The organism is Sulfolobales archaeon (genome assembly GCA_038897115.1).
Taxonomy (GTDB): domain Archaea; phylum Thermoproteota; class Thermoprotei_A; order Sulfolobales; family AG1; genus AG1.
Genome location: JAWAXC010000007.1, coordinates 18,427 through 38,863 on the forward strand (window position 1 = coordinate 18,427; position 20,437 = coordinate 38,863).

Annotated in this window: 19 protein-coding genes, 1 tRNA gene and 1 pseudogene; 8 read left to right on the top strand and 13 right to left on the bottom strand. The window is 40.8% G+C overall.

Annotation, left to right across the window (positions count from 1 at the left end; genetic code table 11):
- The first annotated feature begins 169 nt into the window (after nt 1–169).
- A complete protein-coding gene (locus QXE01_02065; GenBank protein MEM4970019.1) occupies nt 170–2,008 on the top strand; it encodes a threonine--tRNA ligase in 1,839 nt (612 codons plus the stop codon).
- Nucleotides 2,009–2,220: 212 nt separating this feature from the next.
- Here QXE01_02065 and QXE01_02070 read toward each other — a convergent pair whose 3' ends face one another.
- Both QXE01_02070 and QXE01_02075 read right to left on the bottom strand, forming a co-directional pair.
- Nucleotides 2,221–2,709: a DUF309 domain-containing protein gene (locus QXE01_02070; GenBank protein MEM4970020.1), complete on the bottom strand. Its 489-nt coding sequence runs from the start codon at nt 2,707–2,709 to the stop codon at nt 2,221–2,223.
- Nucleotides 2,710–2,771: 62 nt separating this feature from the next.
- Nucleotides 2,772–3,047: a hypothetical protein gene (locus QXE01_02075; protein ID MEM4970021.1), complete on the bottom strand. Its 276-nt coding sequence runs from the start codon at nt 3,045–3,047 to the stop codon at nt 2,772–2,774.
- Nucleotides 3,048–3,232: 185 nt separating this feature from the next.
- Between QXE01_02075 and QXE01_02080 the strand changes: the two genes are divergently transcribed.
- Nucleotides 3,233–4,336, top strand: a complete 1,104-nt coding sequence (locus QXE01_02080) for a hypothetical protein (GenBank protein ID MEM4970022.1) — start codon at nt 3,233–3,235, stop codon at nt 4,334–4,336.
- Between the two features lie 27 nt (nt 4,337–4,363).
- Here the strand turns inward: QXE01_02080 and QXE01_02085 are convergent, their stop codons facing one another.
- Nucleotides 4,364–4,996 (bottom strand): sulfite oxidase-like oxidoreductase, encoded by a 633-nt coding sequence (locus QXE01_02085; protein ID MEM4970023.1) that lies wholly within the window; start codon nt 4,994–4,996, stop codon nt 4,364–4,366.
- A gap of 113 nt (nt 4,997–5,109) precedes the next feature.
- A complete protein-coding gene (gene pyk, locus QXE01_02090; GenBank protein ID MEM4970024.1) occupies nt 5,110–6,486 on the bottom strand; it encodes a pyruvate kinase in 1,377 nt (458 codons plus the stop codon).
- 264 nt (nt 6,487–6,750) lie between these two features.
- Here pyk and QXE01_02095 point away from each other — a divergent pair, with 264 nt between their 5' ends.
- Nucleotides 6,751–7,983 (top strand): MFS transporter, encoded by a 1,233-nt coding sequence (locus tag QXE01_02095; GenBank protein ID MEM4970025.1) that lies wholly within the window; start codon nt 6,751–6,753, stop codon nt 7,981–7,983.
- A 44-nt stretch (nt 7,984–8,027) separates the two neighbouring features.
- On the opposite strand, the gene QXE01_02100 is transcribed toward QXE01_02095, so the two are convergent.
- Both QXE01_02100 and QXE01_02105 read right to left on the bottom strand, forming a co-directional pair.
- On the bottom strand, nt 8,028–8,264 hold the full coding sequence (locus tag QXE01_02100; protein ID MEM4970026.1) for a hypothetical protein: 237 nt from the start codon (nt 8,262–8,264) through the stop codon (nt 8,028–8,030).
- Between the two features lie 203 nt (nt 8,265–8,467).
- Nucleotides 8,468–9,619 carry an FAD-binding oxidoreductase gene (locus tag QXE01_02105; protein ID MEM4970027.1) on the bottom strand — a complete coding sequence of 384 codons (1,152 nt, stop codon included), beginning with the start codon at nt 9,617–9,619 and terminating at the stop codon, nt 8,468–8,470.
- A gap of 116 nt (nt 9,620–9,735) precedes the next feature.
- Here QXE01_02105 and QXE01_02110 point away from each other — a divergent pair, with 116 nt between their 5' ends.
- A complete protein-coding gene (locus QXE01_02110) occupies nt 9,736–10,578 on the top strand; it encodes an inositol monophosphatase (GenBank protein ID MEM4970028.1) in 843 nt (280 codons plus the stop codon).
- A 93-nt stretch (nt 10,579–10,671) separates the two neighbouring features.
- Here QXE01_02110 and QXE01_02115 read toward each other — a convergent pair whose 3' ends face one another.
- Entirely contained in the window at nt 10,672–11,301 is a 630-nt protein-coding gene (locus tag QXE01_02115; protein MEM4970029.1) for a DUF99 family protein, read from the bottom strand.
- A 560-nt stretch (nt 11,302–11,861) separates the two neighbouring features.
- Here QXE01_02115 and QXE01_02120 point away from each other — a divergent pair.
- Nucleotides 11,862–12,449 carry a phosphoribosyltransferase gene (locus QXE01_02120; GenBank protein MEM4970030.1) on the top strand — a complete coding sequence of 196 codons (588 nt, stop codon included), beginning with the start codon at nt 11,862–11,864 and terminating at the stop codon, nt 12,447–12,449.
- A 413-nt stretch (nt 12,450–12,862) separates the two neighbouring features.
- Nucleotides 12,863–13,912 (top strand): NAD(P)-dependent glycerol-1-phosphate dehydrogenase, encoded by a 1,050-nt coding sequence (locus QXE01_02125; GenBank protein ID MEM4970031.1) that lies wholly within the window; start codon nt 12,863–12,865, stop codon nt 13,910–13,912.
- A gap of 3 nt (nt 13,913–13,915) precedes the next feature.
- Here QXE01_02125 and QXE01_02130 read toward each other — a convergent pair whose 3' ends face one another.
- The 6 genes and pseudogenes from QXE01_02130 to QXE01_02155 form a co-directional block, all read right to left on the bottom strand.
- Nucleotides 13,916–14,842 carry a tyrosine-type recombinase/integrase gene (locus tag QXE01_02130; GenBank protein MEM4970032.1) on the bottom strand — a complete coding sequence of 309 codons (927 nt, stop codon included), beginning with the start codon at nt 14,840–14,842 and terminating at the stop codon, nt 13,916–13,918.
- 82 nt (nt 14,843–14,924) lie between these two features.
- Nucleotides 14,925–15,098: a winged helix-turn-helix transcriptional regulator gene (locus QXE01_02135; GenBank protein MEM4970033.1), complete on the bottom strand. Its 174-nt coding sequence runs from the start codon at nt 15,096–15,098 to the stop codon at nt 14,925–14,927.
- 81 nt (nt 15,099–15,179) lie between these two features.
- The gene (locus QXE01_02140; protein ID MEM4970034.1) at nt 15,180–16,190 is read right to left on the bottom strand and encodes a hypothetical protein; all 1,011 of its coding nucleotides are present in this window, start codon (nt 16,188–16,190) and stop codon (nt 15,180–15,182) included.
- Nucleotides 16,191–16,192: 2 nt separating this feature from the next.
- Nucleotides 16,193–17,203 carry a methionine synthase gene (locus QXE01_02145; protein MEM4970035.1) on the bottom strand — a complete coding sequence of 337 codons (1,011 nt, stop codon included), beginning with the start codon at nt 17,201–17,203 and terminating at the stop codon, nt 16,193–16,195.
- A gap of 104 nt (nt 17,204–17,307) precedes the next feature.
- A pseudogene (locus QXE01_02150) lies at nt 17,308–17,385 on the bottom strand (DNA-directed RNA polymerase subunit P).
- A gap of 690 nt (nt 17,386–18,075) precedes the next feature.
- Nucleotides 18,076–18,168: transfer RNA gene (locus QXE01_02155), tRNA-Cys, on the bottom strand.
- Nucleotides 18,169–18,255: 87 nt separating this feature from the next.
- Between QXE01_02155 and QXE01_02160 the strand changes: the two genes are divergently transcribed.
- Nucleotides 18,256–18,429, top strand: coding sequence for a 50S ribosomal protein L40e (locus tag QXE01_02160; protein ID MEM4970036.1), 174 nt, complete (start codon nt 18,256–18,258; stop codon nt 18,427–18,429).
- Nucleotides 18,430–19,111: 682 nt separating this feature from the next.
- Entirely contained in the window at nt 19,112–20,320 is a 1,209-nt protein-coding gene (locus QXE01_02165; GenBank protein MEM4970037.1) for a hypothetical protein, read from the top strand.
- The last annotated feature ends 117 nt before the right edge of the window (nt 20,321–20,437 follow it).

Sequence of the window (20,437 nt, forward strand, 5' to 3'; positions counted from 1 at the left end):
CTTTATTAGCTCTAGAATGCTATTAGGTAGTGAGTGATAAGTGATGAATATTATGGCCTCCAAGGAGGTAGCAATGATATCTAGAAAAGCAACATATTTCTATAAAAGCACTATTTTCATAGGGAGATATTTAGCTATATATACAAGAACATAAGCTGGGTGTATATCTATGAGGATACTGATGATCCATGCAGAGGAGTTTAGCTATAGAGTTCGTGAGCCAGCAATTGAGAAGCCGGAGGAAGTAGCGGAGAGGGAGAATCTTAAGAAGAATGTGTTAGTTGTGTTCACAACAATAGAAAGGGGGGATGAGCAAGATAGAGGAATTATAGAAAGGGCATCTGAGGAGATTATAGATGTGATGAAGAAGGTTAGTGCGAAAAGCGTTTTATTATATCCCTATGCCCACCTCTCACAAGATCTAGCACCTCCTGAGACAGCTCTTCAAATGCTTAGAGAATTAGAGAGGGTTTTAAGGGAGAGGGGTGTAGAGGTATCTAGAGCCCCCTTTGGCTGGTATAAAGAGTTTATGCTAAAATGCTATGGTCACCCGCTGAGCGAGCTTTCAAGAACTTTGAAGCCAGGTGCAAGGGTTAGGAGGGCTGTTGAGAAATCCTATTACATATTAGATTTAGATGGAAAGCTCTACAAGCCCGAGGAGTTTGACTATAGTAAATATCCTGATCTAAGGGTTCTGGTGGAGAAGGAGGTATTTAAGAAGGAGGGGGAGGGGGGAAGATCGCGTGTATCTGAATATATGAGGAAATTCGGCTTTGAGTGGGAGGAGTTCTCAGACCCAGGTCATATGAGATATAGCCCGCATGCCACCGCTATACTAGATAGTGTTTCCCAATATTCATACTCAGTTGTGAGAAGCCTGGGAATACCTGTCTTCAGGGTTAAGGGGACAAATATGTTTGATCTTTCGGTTAGGGCTGTTAAGGAGCATGCGGATCTATTTGGCGATAGACTGTATGAGGTTGAGAGCGAGGGCTCGAGGCTTGTTATGAGATATGCTGCGTGCCACCAACAGTTTGCGATGCTCAAAGACTGGATATTAAGCTATAGAGATCTTCCTATGGGGATGTTTGAGGTAGCTGATAGCTATAGATATGAGCAGAGGGGCGAGCTCCTCCTAGGATTCAGGCTTAGAAGGTTCCACATGCCAGATATGCATATACTGTGCAAAGATCTTGAGGAGGCTATGAGGTTAACCCTAAAGATAAGGGATAAGATCTTTGAGGAGGCTAAGAAGGTGGGGAGGGATTATGTAGCTATTATAAATGTTACCAAGGGCTTTATGGAGAGATCTATGGATTATCTAACAGAACTCGTTAAAAGAGATGGGAAGCCAGCCCTGGTGGTGGTTTACCCAGATAATATCTACTACTGGGTGATCAATGTTGAGTATAACATAATAGATGTCACACAGAAGCCTAGGGAGATAGCTACTTTCCAAATAGATATTGGTAATGCAGAGAGATTCGGCATATCATATGTAGACCCAAATGGCACACAGAGAAGACCCCCAATAATACATACAGCTATTATTGGAAGTGTTGAGAGATATATATACATGCTCTTCGACACAGCAGCTAAGATAGAGGAAAGCGGTAGAACCCCCTACCTACCCTTCTGGGTATCGCCTATCCAAGTAAGAATCATACCGATAAAGCAGGAGCATATGGGATACGCACTTGAAGTGTACAAAGCTATATCTGAGAGGGGCTTTAGAGTAGATATAGATGATAGGGATGAGAGCCTAGCTAAGAAGCTCAGGGATGCAGGGATAGAATGGGCATATTTCGTGGTGATAATAGGCGATAGAGAGGTTAAAACGAGAACCATAACTGTTAGGGAGAGACCATCAGGGGATCAAAAGACATATACTATAGAATCCTTCTTAAACCTGTTAGAGGAACTCTCAAAAGGCTATCCAAAGGTGGAACTCACAATGCCCGAGCTAGTTAGTAAGAGACCCTCCCTCCCATATCTAAGGGAGGTATAGTTATTTAACAACCGCCTCTCTCCACCGCTAAACAGAGATCTTGGTATCTCTATGAGCTACTGTTGAGCCTAACGGCATATGACCTCCATCACTTGGAGGGTTTTCACTAATAATTATGAAATAGTTATAAGAATGAGATATAAATCTCAGCATAGCATAGAAAGACAGGATCCAGGATAGAGAACAGTAACTCAAAGCTTCTGCCCCAGCGGTTATACATAACACATTATTTTAAAAGGGGAAAGTGTCTCTATAGCCACCCTCAGATCTTCTTTAACTTTATCAACATCTATACACATATATTTGGATACATTATCGAGTATTTTAAGTGCTCTTTTCGCTAATAATTCGAATTCTCTAACCCTACCCTCTTGAATCTTTACGAAGGAGGCTGCTGTTAAAATAAGACCGTGTAGAGCTTTCTCACCAGATACTCTCCATAATGGCTCTAAAGCCTCATGGGCTTCCCAGAATCTCTCCTCGTTAAATAGATCTACAAATTTCTTTAGGATCTCATGTCTATTTACTGTATAAGGCTGTGAGGGCTCCTCTCCAAGAGATCTCCAGAGAACTATCTCTCCTATAATATTCTTTATAGTAGCTATAGCTAGAGGAAGATCTGGATCCCAAATCTCTATCTCAACATGCTTAGAGGCAATCCTTATGTTTGGGATCTTCATAGAGCATCTAAGGAGACTCAATAGGTACTCCCTATCACTTGGCCTATAACCTCGATTGTTTCTTGTTATAAATAGATATCTTCTCAATCTATACCAGCCTTTCTAGTTATATATAGCTCGCCTGCTTTTCTAGATATACCTTGAATAGGCTCTTCTGATACTAAATATATCTCTTTATTCCCAATCCTCATGATTTTCCCCCTTATATCAAGCCTTAGATCCTTGATCTCGGTGTGTATCTCTTCATGGATTTTAGATCCTGTTAAGGCATTATAGGTTGCTATCCTCACCTCATAACCCGAGACACCGTTATCCCTTATATATATCATGGAAAAGCCTTCTGGGGTCTCTCTATTCATATTCTACGCCATATAGTAGAGTAATGCTCAAAATAATAATTATAATCAAGGATCTTGGATCCTTTGATAGAGATAACAGCAATTAAATCATAGTCCCTAGCATGTCTAGAAGTTACATAAAAGCATTTTCCAGTTTTATTAAAAATATGGAGATAAGCTAGTAGGATAGAGGCTAGGTGCTAGATATGAAGCGTTCACCGCATTGTATAGAAAGGCGTTCTGAATATTACTTCTTATTATCCCAAGATCATCCTGAGATGTCATATATAGAGATGGTAAGCATGTTAAAATCTATTAATAGGGATTACCGCCTACTCTATATGGAGCCAGGGCTAGCAATTATTAGATTTAATAACTCAATTGAGGATCTAGGTAATATCTCGCCTGCATATATAAAGGAGATAGGTATTTCACTATATATAGAGCCTCTAAGGGATGGATTCACCCCTTACGCAGCAATTAGATCTTTAAAAATGCTATTCAAATGTAGATCTAGGGTGGATATTAAAATATATAGCCTTGGTAGAAGAAAATTAGCCTGTGATTATACATTAATTATCAAAGAAATTATAGAGGGACGTGAAAAAATATTTAGCAAGGATCTGAAGGGAATTGAGGTTAGAGGATCTGAAGATAGTTGGGAATGTCCCACTCAGATCTCAATAATCGCAGGAAATATAGTAGTAATTGGATACCCAATCGCTACGAGAATAAAGTATTTGAAAGGGGATGTAGAGGATAGAAAATATATGAGGAGGGAAGATATAGTCTTTATGGCTAATATATATAGTTATTTATATAATGGTAAAAGAAAAGTCTTTGATCTATTTTCTGGCTATGGCTATATACTAGATGAGCTATGTATCAGAGCATCTCCCAAGATAATTATTGGAAGTGACATAGATCCTAGGAAAGTAGCTGTATCTAAAAAGATGGTTAGGCATCAATGCACCTTCGATCTAGTTGTAGCAGATGCCATGTATCCGCCTTTCCGAAGAGCCTGTGTAGATGCCATTATATCGGATCTTCCATATGGGAGGAGGAGTAAGGTTTACAGCGATGAGACGCTTAAACTACCTATATCGTTTCTCAATAGAGCTTCAGATGTGCTTAGCGAGGGCTCAATAGTTATTCTAGCATTATCTCTAGATCAGTTTAGGCATCTTAAGACCTTTCTCAGAGATAACCCCTACTATAAATTAGTATCCTTCTGCATACAATACGTCCATGGAAGCCTTTCGAGAGTATATATTATCCTTCGATTTACTCAAAAAACAGTTACACAATAATTAAAATATTGCTTAGATACGTCTTTGCTAAGGAGAGGAATCCCTTGCTGTGAATCCAGCCACACGCCTTCTAAGATGCCTCCCACTAGATCCTTTAAACCTCTCCTCCTCCCAAACATTGCCCCTTTCGTGATAACCGCGCTCTTCCCAGTATCCATCAACATAATGATCTATGAATACTAGCCTTTCAACCCATTTAGCCCCTTTCCAGCCATAAAGGTGGGGTATGAAGATCCTGGCTGGGAAGCCTTGTTCAATTGTTAAGGGCTTTCCATTGATCTCTATGGCAATTATAGCCTTGGGATCTCTAATATCCTCTATTGGGATAACAGTTGTATATCCATCTAAGCTAATTGTATATAGCCACCTAGCATCACTTCTTACCCCAGCCATATCCATGATCCTTGCCAGAGGCACACCCCTCCATCTAACATTAGCAACGCTCCAACCTGTAACGCAGTGAAAATCTGATATATACTCGAGATCAGCTAGCTTCTTCAGCTCTTCATAGTTGAACTCTAATCTCTTTTCCACAAGCCCCTCCACCTTTAATCTATATCTCTCAATATCTACCTTAGGAATCCCGAACTCCGCATATATTATAAATCTCGGTATATATCTTTGCCCCGGAGGGATCTGTTTAGCCTGTGCCTGGCTCATCTTTCTTCACAACCACATTTCTCACTAGATTATACTAGCTTGGTAATAAGCTATAATGATATAAAGCTCTCCCTTACTTTTTATAATTGAATGTTGGGGAAAGGAGTCTGTTTTTATAGCTCTATTATTTCTATGCTCTTCTTATTAGAGGTGTTGTTTATCAATAATAGCTTATCATATGTATGGGCTTCTGATGCTTCTTTTAAGATCTTCTCTTTTATATATTGTATTATGTTAGTGCTTTCAGAGAGGTCCTTTGTATAGATCGGCTCTACACCCCAGAGTAGGTGGGCCTGTCTATATGGGTCTATGTTATTTGTTATGAAGTAGATCTTATGTTTTGGCTTATTTACAGAGATCGGAATAGCATCTCTAAGATCTATATCTATTATTGCTATTGGGGCTTGCATGCTTTCAGAAAGTCTGTAGATCCCATATGGGAGCCTGCCTCTCCTTCCAATGCTAGGTACTATTTTCTTCTGCTCTGTGCCTCCATATATGATCTCGGGATCTTTTTCAGCCCTCTCTATAACCCTCTTCGCCCACTTAACAGCCTCTATAGGGTACATACCCACAGCGGTTTCTCCTGTTAGCATTATCCCATCAACACCTTGTGCTATTACACCATAGAGGTCTCCAACCTCAGCTCTTGTAGGGACTGGTGAGTTCATCATGGATTCGAGGATCTGGGTTGCAACTATACATGGCTTCCCCATCTCTCTACATATATTAATAATTCTTCTTTGGATCGCTGGAATCTCTTCTAAACCTATGTTCATCCCTAGATCCCCTCTGGCGATCACAATCCCATCTGCCTCCTCAGCTATAGTCTCTATATTTTTAACAGCGCTCATGTTCTCAATCTTAGCAAGGATCTTCTGCTTCCCGCCTAAGCTCTGTATAGTTTTCCTCACAATCCTTAGATCCTCAGGGCTTCTCACATGGCTAGCACCGATGTATGAGAAACTGTTTTCAACAGAGAATCTAAGGGCCTCTAGATCTCTCTCCCTTAGGATCTGGGAGCTTATCTCCTTGCCCCTGATCGCAAGCCCCTTTCCAGATCTAAGGATCCCATCGGTTAACGCTATAGTCTCTACCCTTCCCCAGCTAGAAGATACAACTTCAAGCACAACCCTCCCATCATCAAGCAAGATTATATCGCCCTCATCAACCAATTCATAGAATTCCATATCGCGTACAGGAACACCGTCTCCGGCATTTGAAAACACGATCTTGCTGCCTCTTTTGAATGGGAGCTCGCCAAAGTCTCCTAACCTTATCGAGGGTCCTGGGAGATCCCCTATTAGGCATATATAATCCTTCACTAGAGCCTCTAGATCCCTTATAGCGCTCACTATCTCCCCCCAAAACCTGGCATCTCCATGTGCAAAGTTTATCCTCATACATCTAACACCTAGCCTATAGAATTCTCTCAAAATATCATGGCTCTTGGATGCTGGTCCAATAGAGGTTATTATCTTTGTCCTCAAGAGTCTTCACAAGTAATAATATGTATCAGGGGATATTAGCTGATACGTAACTAACTATAACAAGCAATTAATAATACTTATAGGAGTCGAGTAATGGGTGGTTATATAGTGTTTAGCTATATATACACAGGATCTTTTTAATGATTACTAATCATTAAAAAGATCTTAGTAGTGTTTTAAAGAGACAATCGATCTAGTAGCTAGGTAAGTTTCTCTAACGTTATATATGAACTAATAGGAAGAAATTCTAGGAGGATAATATAGTTGCGTCTAGGCAGGTTGTTCCTGCTATACCTCTCTGTAGCTGTTGTGAGGGCTGCTAACGCTGTATTTATAGTATCAATAGCTCTAACATATCCGGAGATAGGCGCAGCTACGATAGGTCAGCTATTAGCTGTCTACTCAATAGTTGAGGCGCTATCTGGTTTTTTATGTGGGGTTATATATGAGATTCTAGGAGTAAGGATCTCTCTTCTAATTTCCTCAGCTGTGCTCACATTGTCTTATATGGCTATGAATAATGCATCTAAATTCTCAGATCTTTTCATATTCAATGCCCTCGCAGGACTATCTGCATCTATGATACTGGTTTCGTCCCTATCAGCTATAGCTGAGGGGACTATGGGGGTTGGCACTGCTAAGAGGATCTTTGGGGTCGGCGGTTTTGAGGCATCGAATCTAGGGGGATATGCTATTGGCTTTGCTCTAGCAGGTCTCCTAGAAATCCTGGGGATGTTGAGAGGGTTTATAGTGCCATCTATTCTAGCTTCTATAGCGGTTGTGACAAGCATATTTATAACACCTATTAGATCAGAGCTGAGGAGAGGTTATAGAATTTACCAAATTGAAAGGAGATCCCTCTTTCTAATCCCCATGTGGCTTGGGATGGCGTTAATACTTGGCGTAGGTTTTCTCTCACCAAAGATACTAAGTAGCCTGAAGCTAGGGGTCTCAATACCATTTCTAGCTAATATCTCTATTACCAGTATATCTAGCAATTACATAGGTTCTCTTGAAAATATAGGAGCTAATCCTAGCATCGGTTTGTTATTGATACTAGCCCTTCTAGGCGTCTCTCTAGGCATTATGGTGGGTAGTGGAATATCGGCGAAAATAGGTAAGGAGAGATCATTAGTGCTGGGCGCACTATCCTTTCCCGCAGCACTAATCACAATAGGCTTTACATATGAAAACCTCTTATTATATCTACCATTAATAATAATTATAGCTATACCTGCCCTCTCAATCCCCCCAACACTTCTAGCTCTTCTAGCTGATTATACAGATGAAAGCAGGCAGAGGGGGCCCTCCTCAGGCATCTATGTAACGGTTCTTGGGATAGGTATAGGGGTGGGCGAGATTCTAGGTGGAATGATCTTTGACCTATATGGGCTTAAAATATTGACATTCCTTCTAGCCCTATTCTTTATAATCCTATCATTACCAACGATAATATATGTTAATAGATCTATGAGAAGAAGATCTTCGATCTTCTAGGATGGATTGTGTTTCTAATTAAAGCAGGTTTAGAAGCTTCAGGATCATTTGATCTTCTCTATAACGATCTCTCTATCAGATACTCTATTTACCACTTGGATTAACCCATATCTCAGAAATAGATCTATTGCCTCGTTAAGCTCCTTAACCTGGCTCTCTGAAGCATTTATTCTTATCCTCTCACCCTTTTTGACCTTCCTCAGACTTGATAGTATTGCTGCTACAACACCTCCACATCTTTTAGCCTCCTTCTCTAAATCAAGTACCCTGGCCTCTAGCATACTTCCTACCTAATTTCTATGGTGACTAGAATGCTTATATTGATATCCCTCAAATATATATTTGGCTTGCTATATAAATCTCTGGTGAAGAGGCCAAGGCGCTTCTGAAAGGTGATGTAGAGCTCCGGTCTGATCTCTGTATAGCTTATAATAATTTATAGCTCTACAGATCAAATTCCTAAGCAACATAATCTGTTAGATACTCACATAATAGGTGTATGTATCTCTCCACAACCCTCAATACCCCTTGTGCTTTTCATACTAAGAACCCTTATCTCAGGATCCACATTATCTCCCATAGCAAGCCTTGCCAGCTGGATCCCTAGATATGGTGATCTCATGGTTCCATATGTGCTTAATCCATACGCCAGGAAGAGGTTTCTATACCTCGAATCTCTACCTAGGAAGGGGAGATGATCCTGGGTTAGATCGCAGGAACCACTTATAATAGTTACAAGCCTTGCATTATCCGCACCAATAATCCTATCCATGAAATCATCCAACACCCTCTCTAGTATGGAGCTGCTTGGCGAAATATTATCGGGGTCTTCAAGAAACTCACATTGGCCATCACCTATTATTGCTCTCCTAGCTGTTTCAGGCACTATGTATAGATGCGATACGTTATCATAGATCACCGGTATATCGCCTTCTAACCCAAGCTCTATCGCGTGACTTTGGCATAGTAGGAATACTTGCTGTGGTGATAGCCTCTCCCCAAAGCTCTTCATATATACGCGAGATGTATTTACACCAATGTTTAGAATAAAGATCTCTCCATATATATTACAATTGCTTTTAATAGATATAGTCCTTTCGATCCTATCCCCATCTGGCTTTAAATATGTATCGCCACATACCTCATATATAGATCCTCCTAGACCCTCTATTTCCTTGCGAAGTCCATACGATATAGAGCCTATATCTAGAATACCATCATCTTCAGTATATATTCCCACCTCGTTATCTCTGATCTTCACTATATTCCATATACTCCTAACCTCATATGGATCTAGGAGTTTATAGTTGATACCAACAGATCTATATATTGTTTCAAGTCTGCTAAGCACACGACCTCTGCTATTTATTGTTAAAACCCCCTTTCTTCTAAAATATATTTTATTGTGGTTTTTCTCAAGCTCCCTAATGATCCTTATGGATCTTTCTGCAAATAGTATATCAGCCCTTAAAACCAGCTGCCTCGTAATAATACCAGTACTTCTTGAGCAGGATCCTGAGCAGAGGGTCTCTTTCTCAACTATAGCTACCCTATATCCTCTTCTAAGCATCTCAAGGGCTGTGAAGAGTCCTAAAAGCCCTCCACCAACTATTACCGCATCATATTTCATTTCCATCTAAATATCAATATGCCTAGGTATTATATTAAGCTCCGATCTTTAATTGTTGATCAAGCATATTACTATTTATACTAGATATTAGAGCCCAGGTATCTCCATCTTTGGTGGCTTATATGGAGAGAAATGTGCCAGCTATGGATATTAAGGAGCTCTTTAGATTGCTAGTTAGAATTGCTATAGAGGCATCTAGATTTGCTAAGGAGAGAAGCGATGATCAGAGTATGTCTAGGGTTTTATCCAAAAACCCTGCAGGTGATATTACGCGGAGAATAGATCGTGAGGTTGAGGATCACGTATATCAAGCTATTAAGCAATCTGGGATCAATGCCTTAGTAATAACCGAAGAATCAGGCGTGCTAAATACCAGTAGGGAGAATCCAGAATATATAATCCTCCTCGATCCTCTTGATGGCTCTATAAATTATGTGGCAAACGTACCATACTGTAGTGTTAGTATAGCAGCACTCCCATATAAGGAGAATGCATCTATAGACGATATAGCGGTTGGAGTGGTATCAGAGATCTTTAGAGATAAATATTATAGCTTTATAAAGGGAGATGGCGCCTATATAGATAACGAACCAGCATCTAAATATATAGCGGATATCCGTGATGCGATCCTTGTATACTTCGAGGAGCCAGATCTGATTGGAAGGATACATAAAATCTGGTTAAAGCTAGGCAAGCCTAAAATAAGATCCTTGGGCTCTGCATCTCTAGATATAATCTATACATCCATTGGGAGATTTAAGGCTTTCATAGATCTCAGAGGAAGGTTGAGAAATGTTGATGTAGCTGCAGCAATAGGATTTGCAAGAGAAGTTGGGGCATATGTAACAGATGAGAGAGGTGGGCGTATAGAAATTCCTCTAAATAGATTATCGAATATAGGATCCATAGTTGTTACAAGAGATAGAGAGGTAATAGAGTTATTAAAATCACATATAGATCATTGAAAATCGGTGTATAAGTTGGAGAGCCCTGATCTTATCTGGACATCTATACTCGGAGTAATCCTGGGAGGACTGGCTCTAACATATCTAATACTGCTATTGATTATCAAGCTTCATCTTGGGAGGAGAAGATCTCATAGCAAGAGCTCTTCCAATAGCTGATGCGATTACATCTGCATGTCTCAAGGGCTGTGGAAGTGGATGATAGGTTTGGTTATCAGCTATAAGCTTTAGACATATATCCCATTCTAACCCTATACACAGAATTCTTATATATCCTCTAGGTGTTGCAATTACTCTAGAGCTTTTATAAGATTTCTCTATAATATTATATCTATCAATATGGTTCTCAAAATGGCTTTCAAGGGCGGCTCTTATCCTTACGAGATCCAATGGATGGCTAAATATAACTATAATAGGTAGACCGATTTTCCTATTCAACCTCCAAGGATCATAGACCGAGAACCCTCCATATATAACGTTATCACAAATAATAGCCTCAAAACCTTTATCACTAAGCCTTATGGCTTCGTTATATATATCAACCAATAGATCTTCGATATATGGAGAGTCAACTAGAAGCATTTTAATAACAACCCCATAGATCCTAGACCTACGCCCAATAACACCTACAACCGGGGTATATCCTCTCAACGACTTATATTCAGGCAGGAAATATCCATCATCTACCGCCAGCACTATACCCTCTTTAGAGAAGCTTATCACCCCATCTTCTCTTTAACAATTCCTTGTCGAGGTTCCATCTAAGTATAAAACCTACCATAAATATAGCGTTCACGGGTGTGTCTTCTTTCTACACTTTTCAGCTGATTTCAAGAAAGATATAAAGCGATTTAGAGGATAGCTGACCTCCTCCCCTTTCAATTCTATAGTAGATCACTGATCTCTCGCCTGGTTTAGCCCTGGGCCGGGTCTCCGGCCCATTACCCCTATCCCCTCTCGGGGCTATGGTTGCTAGCCCCTATCTCTCATAACCATCATCTGAGGGCTAAGCTGTCATGCTTAATCACATCATCTAGCTATAGTACCTGCATCAAAAATTATAAGCATTCCGTCACCCCCGCCCTAAAGAGGCGAGGCTTTCAGTTGTAAGAACGTCAGAGCGTGGATAATCGTTATACTAATAGATGAGATCATTGATAAAATGATCTAGGGAGCCTCCATAGATGAGAAAGCGTAGGTTGAAATAGCATAACTATATTAGATATAGCTGGTAGATTGTTCTTTATACCTTGTTATGTTAATAGATATATGGGGGATTTAATATGGGATTTCTTGTCCTTAACTGGTCCGATATATCTAATGGCGCGATCGAGCTTACAAAGAAGATATCTGACAGCGGTTTTTTTCCTGACATGGTTATTGGTATCTTTCGAAATGGCTGGATCTTGGCGAAGATCGTATCAGATCTTCTTGGAGTAGATGATGTTGGTGGGATAGGTATTAAGTTCTACAGAGGCATTGGTGAGACTAGAGAGAGGCCTCTCGTTACCTCTGGACCAACATTGTCTCCAAGGGAGAAGAGGGTTCTAATAGTTGATGATGTCTCAGATAGCGGTAGAACCTTACAAACAGCGATAGAGCTTATAAAGCTATATGGGGCTAAAGAGGTTAGGACAGCAACCCTCTATGTGAAGCCCAGAACAATTCTATATCCAGACTATTACTATGCAGAGACTACCGATTGGATCGTATTTCCATGGGAGTATGGTGAGACAATTAGAGAGATCTCTCTAAGGCTATATGGCAATCTAAATCCTGAGTCTCTATTAAAGGCTGCTGAAAGTGTTGGAATAAAGGATCGCGATCTACTTCAGGGCTTGATATATATAGAAAACGGTAAGAGAAGGTAGTAAGTCGTCTAAGCCCATTTGCTTTTTCCATATTCAGGCTCATCCACTGTTTTCTTTCCCTAGCCAGTCTACGGCTCCGGAGGGTCTCAATATCTTCATAGCCATTTACGGGCCAAGGCGCATAGCCTTGTCCCTAGTCAAAAACTTATCGGCTCATCTATATCATAAGAGATATAGTTTTCGATCCTTATATGCTACTCTGTTAAAGCAATACCGAGAAGCTATAGTAGCTGGAAACCTTAAAGCTCGCTACTAAGCCAGCAGCTTCGCTACTCTTAAGTCTTAAAAACAAAAGAGATCTATACCATAATCGAGATAACCCCCTCTTCATCTTAAAGGCAAGGCTTTCAGCTACAACCTTTTTATATTCTAAGATTACGAATATTTGTTGGATAGATTTGCACAGACATTCGATGAGGCATCTAATAGATCTTCCAAGGCTGATATTAATAGGATCTGGGATACGGTATGAGGTTGGTAGCAAAATAGAGGCTCTAGGCATAGGTAGGAAGATCCTTATTGTGAGTGGTTCTAAAGACACCAGGGTATATGCGAAAGAGGTTTCAGATATACTATCTGATAAAGGTTTTGATGTAGCATCTATCGATGTTAAGTCATCATCTATAGAAGATGTTATAAGGGTAGTGGATGTCTCTAACGAGTTCAAGGCTAACGCGATCATAGGCCTTGGCGGTGGGAAAGCTATAGATGTAGCTAAATACGCTGCTAGACAGACTGGTAGAATATTCATAAGCTTTCCAACAGCACCATCGCATGATGGGATTGCATCGCCCTTCGCATCTATTAAGGGGATTGGCGAGGTAAAATCTGTAGAAGCTGTAACGCCCCTAGCTATATTCGTTGATCTTGATTATATGATTAGATCTCCGAGGAGATTGCTAATAGCAGGGGTGGGGGACTTGATAGCTAAGTTCACAGCGGTACTGGATTGGAGGCTTGCCCATCTCCTTCATAATGAGTATTACGCCGAGTATGCAGCATCACTAGCTATACATAGTGCTAAACATGTGATAAGCTCTTGGAGGAGGATCAAGAGCGCCTCTATAGATTCATATAGAATAGTTGTTGAAGGTCTAATTAGCAGCGGTGTGGCTATGTGTATTGCAGGCTCGACAAGACCTGCAAGCGGATCGGAGCATCTCTTTAGTCACGCCCTAGATCTTGTAGCTAACTACCCAGCTCTCCATGGCGAGCAGGTTGGGGTTGGAACAATTATGATGGCCTATCTACATGGGAAGAATTGGAGAAAAATAAGATATATACTTAAAGCACTCGGCGCCCCTACATCAGCTAAAGAGCTTGGCGTCTCAAGGGAGAAAATTATAGAGGCTCTCACAATAGCTCATAAGATTAGGCCTGAGAGATATACAATCTTGGGAAGGGATGGGCTCTCGAAAGAGGCTGCTGAGAATCTAGCGATTGCCACTAAGGTGATTGATTAGAAGCTAGATGGTTCTTCCCTCAGCAATTTCAGATCCGCTATAAACCCCAGAGATCGAATATATCTTTAGGTATATATTCTTTATATCCTCCTTTACCATATGTAGATATATCTGGGTAGTCTTTATATCCTTATGCCCCAATATCCTTTGCAAAACTGGAAGGGGTAGACCCCTTTTAAGTGATTCGGTTGCAAATGTATGTCTCAGTATATGGGGCCTCACCCTCTTAGGATCTATACCAGCCCTCATAGCAAGGGTTTTAAGCCTCTTATATAGAGCGGTATATGTGATGGGAATAACCCTCTCATCCTCCGAAGATATAGATGGCTTCACAGCCTCTAACACTCTTTTAGAAAGATCCCCTATGAATACTACTCTCTCCTCACCATACTTAGCCCCCCTCACATAGATCTCCCTAGCTTCTAAGTCTATATCCCTCCATCTTAGAGAGAGGAGTTCAGAAGCTCTAAGACCTGTTTCCACGAGAAGAGATATTATTAAGAGATCTGTGGCATCTCGAGCAGCATTTAAAAGCTTAAAGATCTCCTGGGGCTTTAGAGTCTCTATAAGCCTCCTAGATCCCTTTTTAAATCCACCAACATTGATCTTTAGCCCTAACCATCTTATAAAAGATCTAATGAATAGCGAGTAGTAATAAAGAGTGGTTTCAGAGCCCTTCCCTCTAATGCTCTTATTAAAGCCTCTCTTAATCCTCTCTAATCTCCACCTCTGTATATCTCTCTCACTTAGCTCTGAAACCTTTTTATTACCAACTATAGATATAAAATCCTTTATAGCTGCCCTATAGCTTCTCACAGTCTTCTCACTAGCTCCTGAAGCTCTTAGTTGTAATAGGAATTCCTGCATCGCATCTTCTAACGAGCCTCTGAGAGTATCTTCGCTAGGCCCTATCAAGTCAAACTTTGTCATATATTATCCGAAATATTTACTAGATAGAGATCTAGGGATAAAAAAGTGTATGGGATATCACGTAAGTACTAGCCGGTTATATCTATGCTGGTGCGTAGACCCCTCTCTCTAGTCTCTTTACAAGACCCTTCTTAAGGAGTCTGTTGAGGGCTCCCCTTACTGTATTATAGTTAAGCCCTGTAGACTGGCTTATCTCTTTAGGAGAAGCCTTTCCCTTGCTCTTTAGAACGTTTATCACCTTCTCGGTGCTGCTCATATATCTCACCTAGATCTGATCTTGATTCTGGGTTAATAAGCGTTACGCTAATTACAACTAAAGGATTTATTATTTGGTATGTTAATATGGCGGATTCAGCTTCTCTCTAACGCTCTTAGCTATTCTCCTCAAAAGCCTCAGCTTTTTCACCGCTATTATCTCTGGGAGGAATTCTAAGCTAGTATTATGGGTTATATATAGCTCTCCACCATTTCTCTTTCTAGCTATCTCAAGGATCCTATGTACCAGATCTTTATAATTCTCCATCCTAGTTGTTCTAGCATTGACAATAGCAAGAGCTAGGCCTCCCATAGATGCTAGATCACCTATCCTATCCCAGGGAGGGGATGTTTCAGCAACATCTACTGTGTAGAATATATTATCATACCTACTGGCTAATCTCACGAATATCTGTAGTACTTCCCATCTATATCCAAAATATGTGATAATCCAAAATCTGGAATCCGGGAATCTCTCTAAAAGCTCCCTATATATATTCTCAATATATCCTAGCGGTGCCTCATAAACTACTAAAGATGGCTCATGAAGATCTATGTTTTTAACACCAATTCTAAGGCTTCTCTCTACCTCTAGAAAAACGACTTTCTCAATATAATCCCTCATAAATTCCTCAACACTATATATACTTTGATCTAGGAGAGAGTTTGTAACCATAGTAAATGGTCCTGGAAGGCTTAATGCTATTCTGTTAATCGGAATATCAATTTTCTTTGCAACTTCAACGCTTTTCTCGAGAATCGCTGATGCCATCGCTTCTCTATAGCTGATTTTATTTTTAATAACTGGTTGTCTGAAGAAATAGTTATTGTCATAGAACCTCTTAAGCCCATCAATCTCTATACCATCGATCCCAGAGATCATAGGGTTAAATATATCATCCCATCTAAACATTCCATCACTAAATCTATCGTACCCCAGGCTTAACATGTATTTAAAAAATCTCTCAGTATATCGGGCATATATTTTATCTAGATCGTCTTTCGAGAGCTTTCCAGACATATACCTTGATATTGCTCTAGCGAGCCCTCTGGGCCTGGGATATAAGCCGTGTTGCATTAGATATACCTCCATATCTACCCCCTCAACTCTATCTTAGACATACCCCTCGCTATATATTCTCTTCTAGCTATATTGGTTCCCTGCACCATAACCTCAAGCTTCCTCCTAGCAATATCTCTAGGGAGTAGCTTGAGCCCACAGTCTGGGTTAATATATATTCTATCTGGTTCAACATATTTTGTCGCCTTCTCTATAGCTCTAGCGATACTCATAGGATCCTCAATAGCTCTATTATGAACATCGATAACCCCTAGGCCTATCTCTTTATCCCCCAACTTCGAAAGAACATGAAGATCCCTGTAGCCTCTATTGGCGAATTCAAGCGCGAATTGGCTGAATGCCAGTCTTTCGAAGTACTTAGAGAGGAGCTCATAATCACTATAGCATACATGAATACCCAGCTTTATATTAACACCTCTGGTAACCTCATTTATAGCCTCTACAGCCCATTCCATCTCCTCAGGGTGTGTTGTTAGAGCTGGCTCATCTACTTGGATGAAAAGGGCTCCCGCTTCCTGTAGTGTTAAAATCTCTCTATTTATTATCTTTGCCAACTCGAATACGAGCTCCTCTTTAGAGTTATAGTATTCGTTGAAGCTCCAATCCGCAATAGTATATGGGCCTGTTATAGTTACTTTCACAACACTCCTCCTACTAACTCTCCTGAGAAACTGGTATTCCCTTAGCACTATAGGCTCTCTATAGCTTAGCTTAGATACAACAGCTGGTTTGTTGAAAAAGTTGTTACCCCATACCCTTACAGGGCCGTAGAATTTAAAGCCATCGATCCTAGCTGCGAAATATTCTACCATCTCATCTCTTCTCATCTCACCATCACTAGGTATATCTATACCAGCCTCCTCCTGCTCCCACACAACGATCCTCACGGCATCGTTAAACGCCTCCTCAAGGGCTTTATCATCTACCCTTCCAACGGACCACTGTCTAATCATATTTCTAAGCCATCTCGGCCTTGGATAGCTACCTATCACACTAGTAGGGAATATAGGAAGCTCTATACCCAGGCTTCTCCTCAATTTGGTCAACTATGAATAGATATTGAGAAAAACAATATATAGATTTCGAGAACCATCTGTTTCTGTCTTTAAAGATGATAGGATCTAGAGGCCTATATAGCTTTTATAGCCCTCCCCGTAGGTAGTCTAGCCTTAGCTATGATCCTATATCCACAGCATGGGCATCTAAGCGTTTCTACCACAGTTATCCTGCTATATGGAAAATACTTACCACAGCGCCAGCAAACATAGCATGGCTCCTCCTCCCTACACCCTATCTCAGGGCTCCTCCTCTCATCTTGGGCTTTACATATGCAGAATGTGAGATCCTTATCCTTACACATCTCCTCAATCGAGATACTCACTCTACCTACCCATAACATATCAGCTGCTAAGCCTATATTCTAGCGCTTCCCATACTCTCTAGATGTTTAAAACAAATTCAACAAGATCTATCCTCTAAAACCATTAATCTACAGATAGCATGTGAAATCTCATTCACCTTCTGCTTACTACATCACCTTTTCTCCACTCTCAACACGCTCTTCGAAGATCCATTCCCCTTAGGGGGCAGAAACTTTGAGCTACTGTTTTCTGTTCTGGATCGTGTCTTTCTATGTCATGCTAAGACCTATATCTCTCATTCTCATAGCTAATTGGAACCATCCAGGCAATGGGAGCCCTGCTCCAAGCCCGCGCGGGTTAAACCTAGATGGGAGCCCCGTGCCGCTAGGCTCAACAACCATCTGTGAGTGAGGTGGAACTCCTCATCGCTAAACAGGGCAAAGCGATAGGGAGAGGCTGTTGGAAAGCCTTCCTTATATAATAATAAAGATGGGAAGCTAAACATCGAAGAACATAGATCAAATCAATAATGTTTCTGGAGCCGGGGGCGGGATTCGAACCCGCGATATAGCGGGTTACAACGGCCTACCACTGCAGCCCGCCGCCTTAGGCCGCTCGGCCACCCCGGCCCTCTAATATTAAATTCTATTTCTGAGATATTAAGAATTAACGCCTAAGCTTTTAAGATAATATTTAGATAAATATTGTGGAGGCCCATGCCGCTAAACGATCCTGAGTTGATGAGGATCGTTATGGATAGAGTTCTGGATAAAAAGATATGTAGGAGATGTGGAGCTATAAATCCTCTCAGGGCTGTAAAGTGTAGGAGATGTAGAAGCTATGATCTAAGGCCTAGAAAGCTCAGATTTGGAGGAAAGAAGATAAAGTAGCTCTCCCCTACTTTAGAGGACAGAGCTTTCTATGGTATCTCAGGGATAAGTCTGGGAACTGACCTCCTTCCCTTTCAATTCTATAGTAGATCACCTTGGTCTCTCGCATGGTTTAGCCTTGGGCCTGGTCTCCTGCCCATTACCCCTACCCCCTTTCAGGGGCTAGTGGCTATTGTTGCTAGCCCCCATCTATGATCATCCGGGGGCCTGGTTGCCATGCTTGACCGCCTCATCATCTAACCTAGTGCTAACATCAAAGATTATAAGCATTAACAACATCCCCACCCTAAAGGACGAGGCTTTCAGTTGTAATGATTAGAAAGCTTTTATATCCTCTTATTGATTATGTTTAAAGGCCTAGTATATCTAGATCGTGAGATATTTGGAGACTAGGTGGAGAATCTCCATAGCGTCCCCCTGTTTATTGATTTTTAATCATGGTAAGTGGGTTATTATGCTATCCGCAGATCCCTTATCGCAGTAGCTCGCCCCTAGCTGTCTAGGAGTTCATAGCCCTACAGTTCTTGGGCTTTGATCCAATTATCTATTCGTTTATGTGGGTTGTAAGGGCTGAGGATGCGAAGATCTCTTTAGCTAGATTAGAAGATGAGGAAATATCGGGGTTTGTTTATTGGGCAGCGCTTCTCAGAATTTTAATAGAGAGAAGAGTCTGAGGTATTGGATGGTTGAATCTCCTACATATAATTTTTCAACTTCTCTCTCAACCTCGCTAGCCCAGCCATTTGGCATAAGATTTCTTGGAATGGATGTTGCTGGCTTGGGTATATTAACATCTATACAGCTGGGCTTCGTAGGGTTGGGAGCGTTTTTTGGTGATCTCATTATCAATAAATATAGGTTTAATAGAAAAGCTTTCTGGACAATATTTGGTGCCATCAATAGAGTCGGTTGGGCCTCGATAATACTAACCACTATATTTCCTGGAGAGACGCGTATCCCTATTTTTTATATATTAATAGCTATATCGCAGTTCTCAGGAGCAGTTGCTGGGATCGCTGCTGGGGATATTGGAGGCGATCTAGTTGATAGGGAAAGGGCGCCAAGATTCTTTGGATTCCTCAGCTCTATCAATAACGTTGCAGCTCTAGCCTCTCTAATTATATCTACAGTATTGTTTATCTTAGCAGGAGGTGGAAGTTATTACGCATACCTATTGCTCTACATAATATCCCTTGTTTCTGCTGTGATCTCAACTATTTTTCTAATAATGATTAAAGATGATCCTGAGGTGGTTAGGGTTTTTAAGACCTCTCTTATAAAGTATCGCAGCACATCTCTTAATATATATAGAGAACTCTTGCTAGGTATTAATACCAAGAACTATGTGCTAGTCATAGTGCTATATACAGCCTCGGTAAATATACCTGCATCACTATGGAACTACTATTTAATCTATGGGATAGGTGGTGATGAGGTTTGGATAACAGCAAAAACAGCGACCACATATATGGTGAAAGCTATTATGCTCCATATATGGCCCATATATATACAGAGATATGGAATTAGAAGGATATTTATAGTATCTCTAATAGCCATATCGCCTATACCGCTAATATTCATGCTCGCTAGAAACTTTGCCCTGCAGATAATGTTAGAGATATACTCAGCTATATGGTGGTCATCATGGGATCTCTGCACAGGTTTATATAACCTCTATCTACTCCCTAGAGAGAAGAGAGCCTCGATGCTCGCAGTAATAACACTTGCTACTAACATGAGTGCCTCCATATCTTCGCTCACAGGCTCAGTCATAGCATCTACATTATCTCCATATGGTGCGGAGACCACATTTATCATCTCTTCCCTATCAAGGCTAGTGATAGCTCTAACTGCATATAGAAGCATGCCCAGCCTTAATCTAAGATCCTAAATCTCTGCAAGTTCCATCTAATAATTAAAGCTAATAATAATCAGCATATTAAGTGTTATCTGGGGAGGGTAATCAAGCTGATAGCCAATAAGGGCTATACGATCAGGTGGTTTGGTG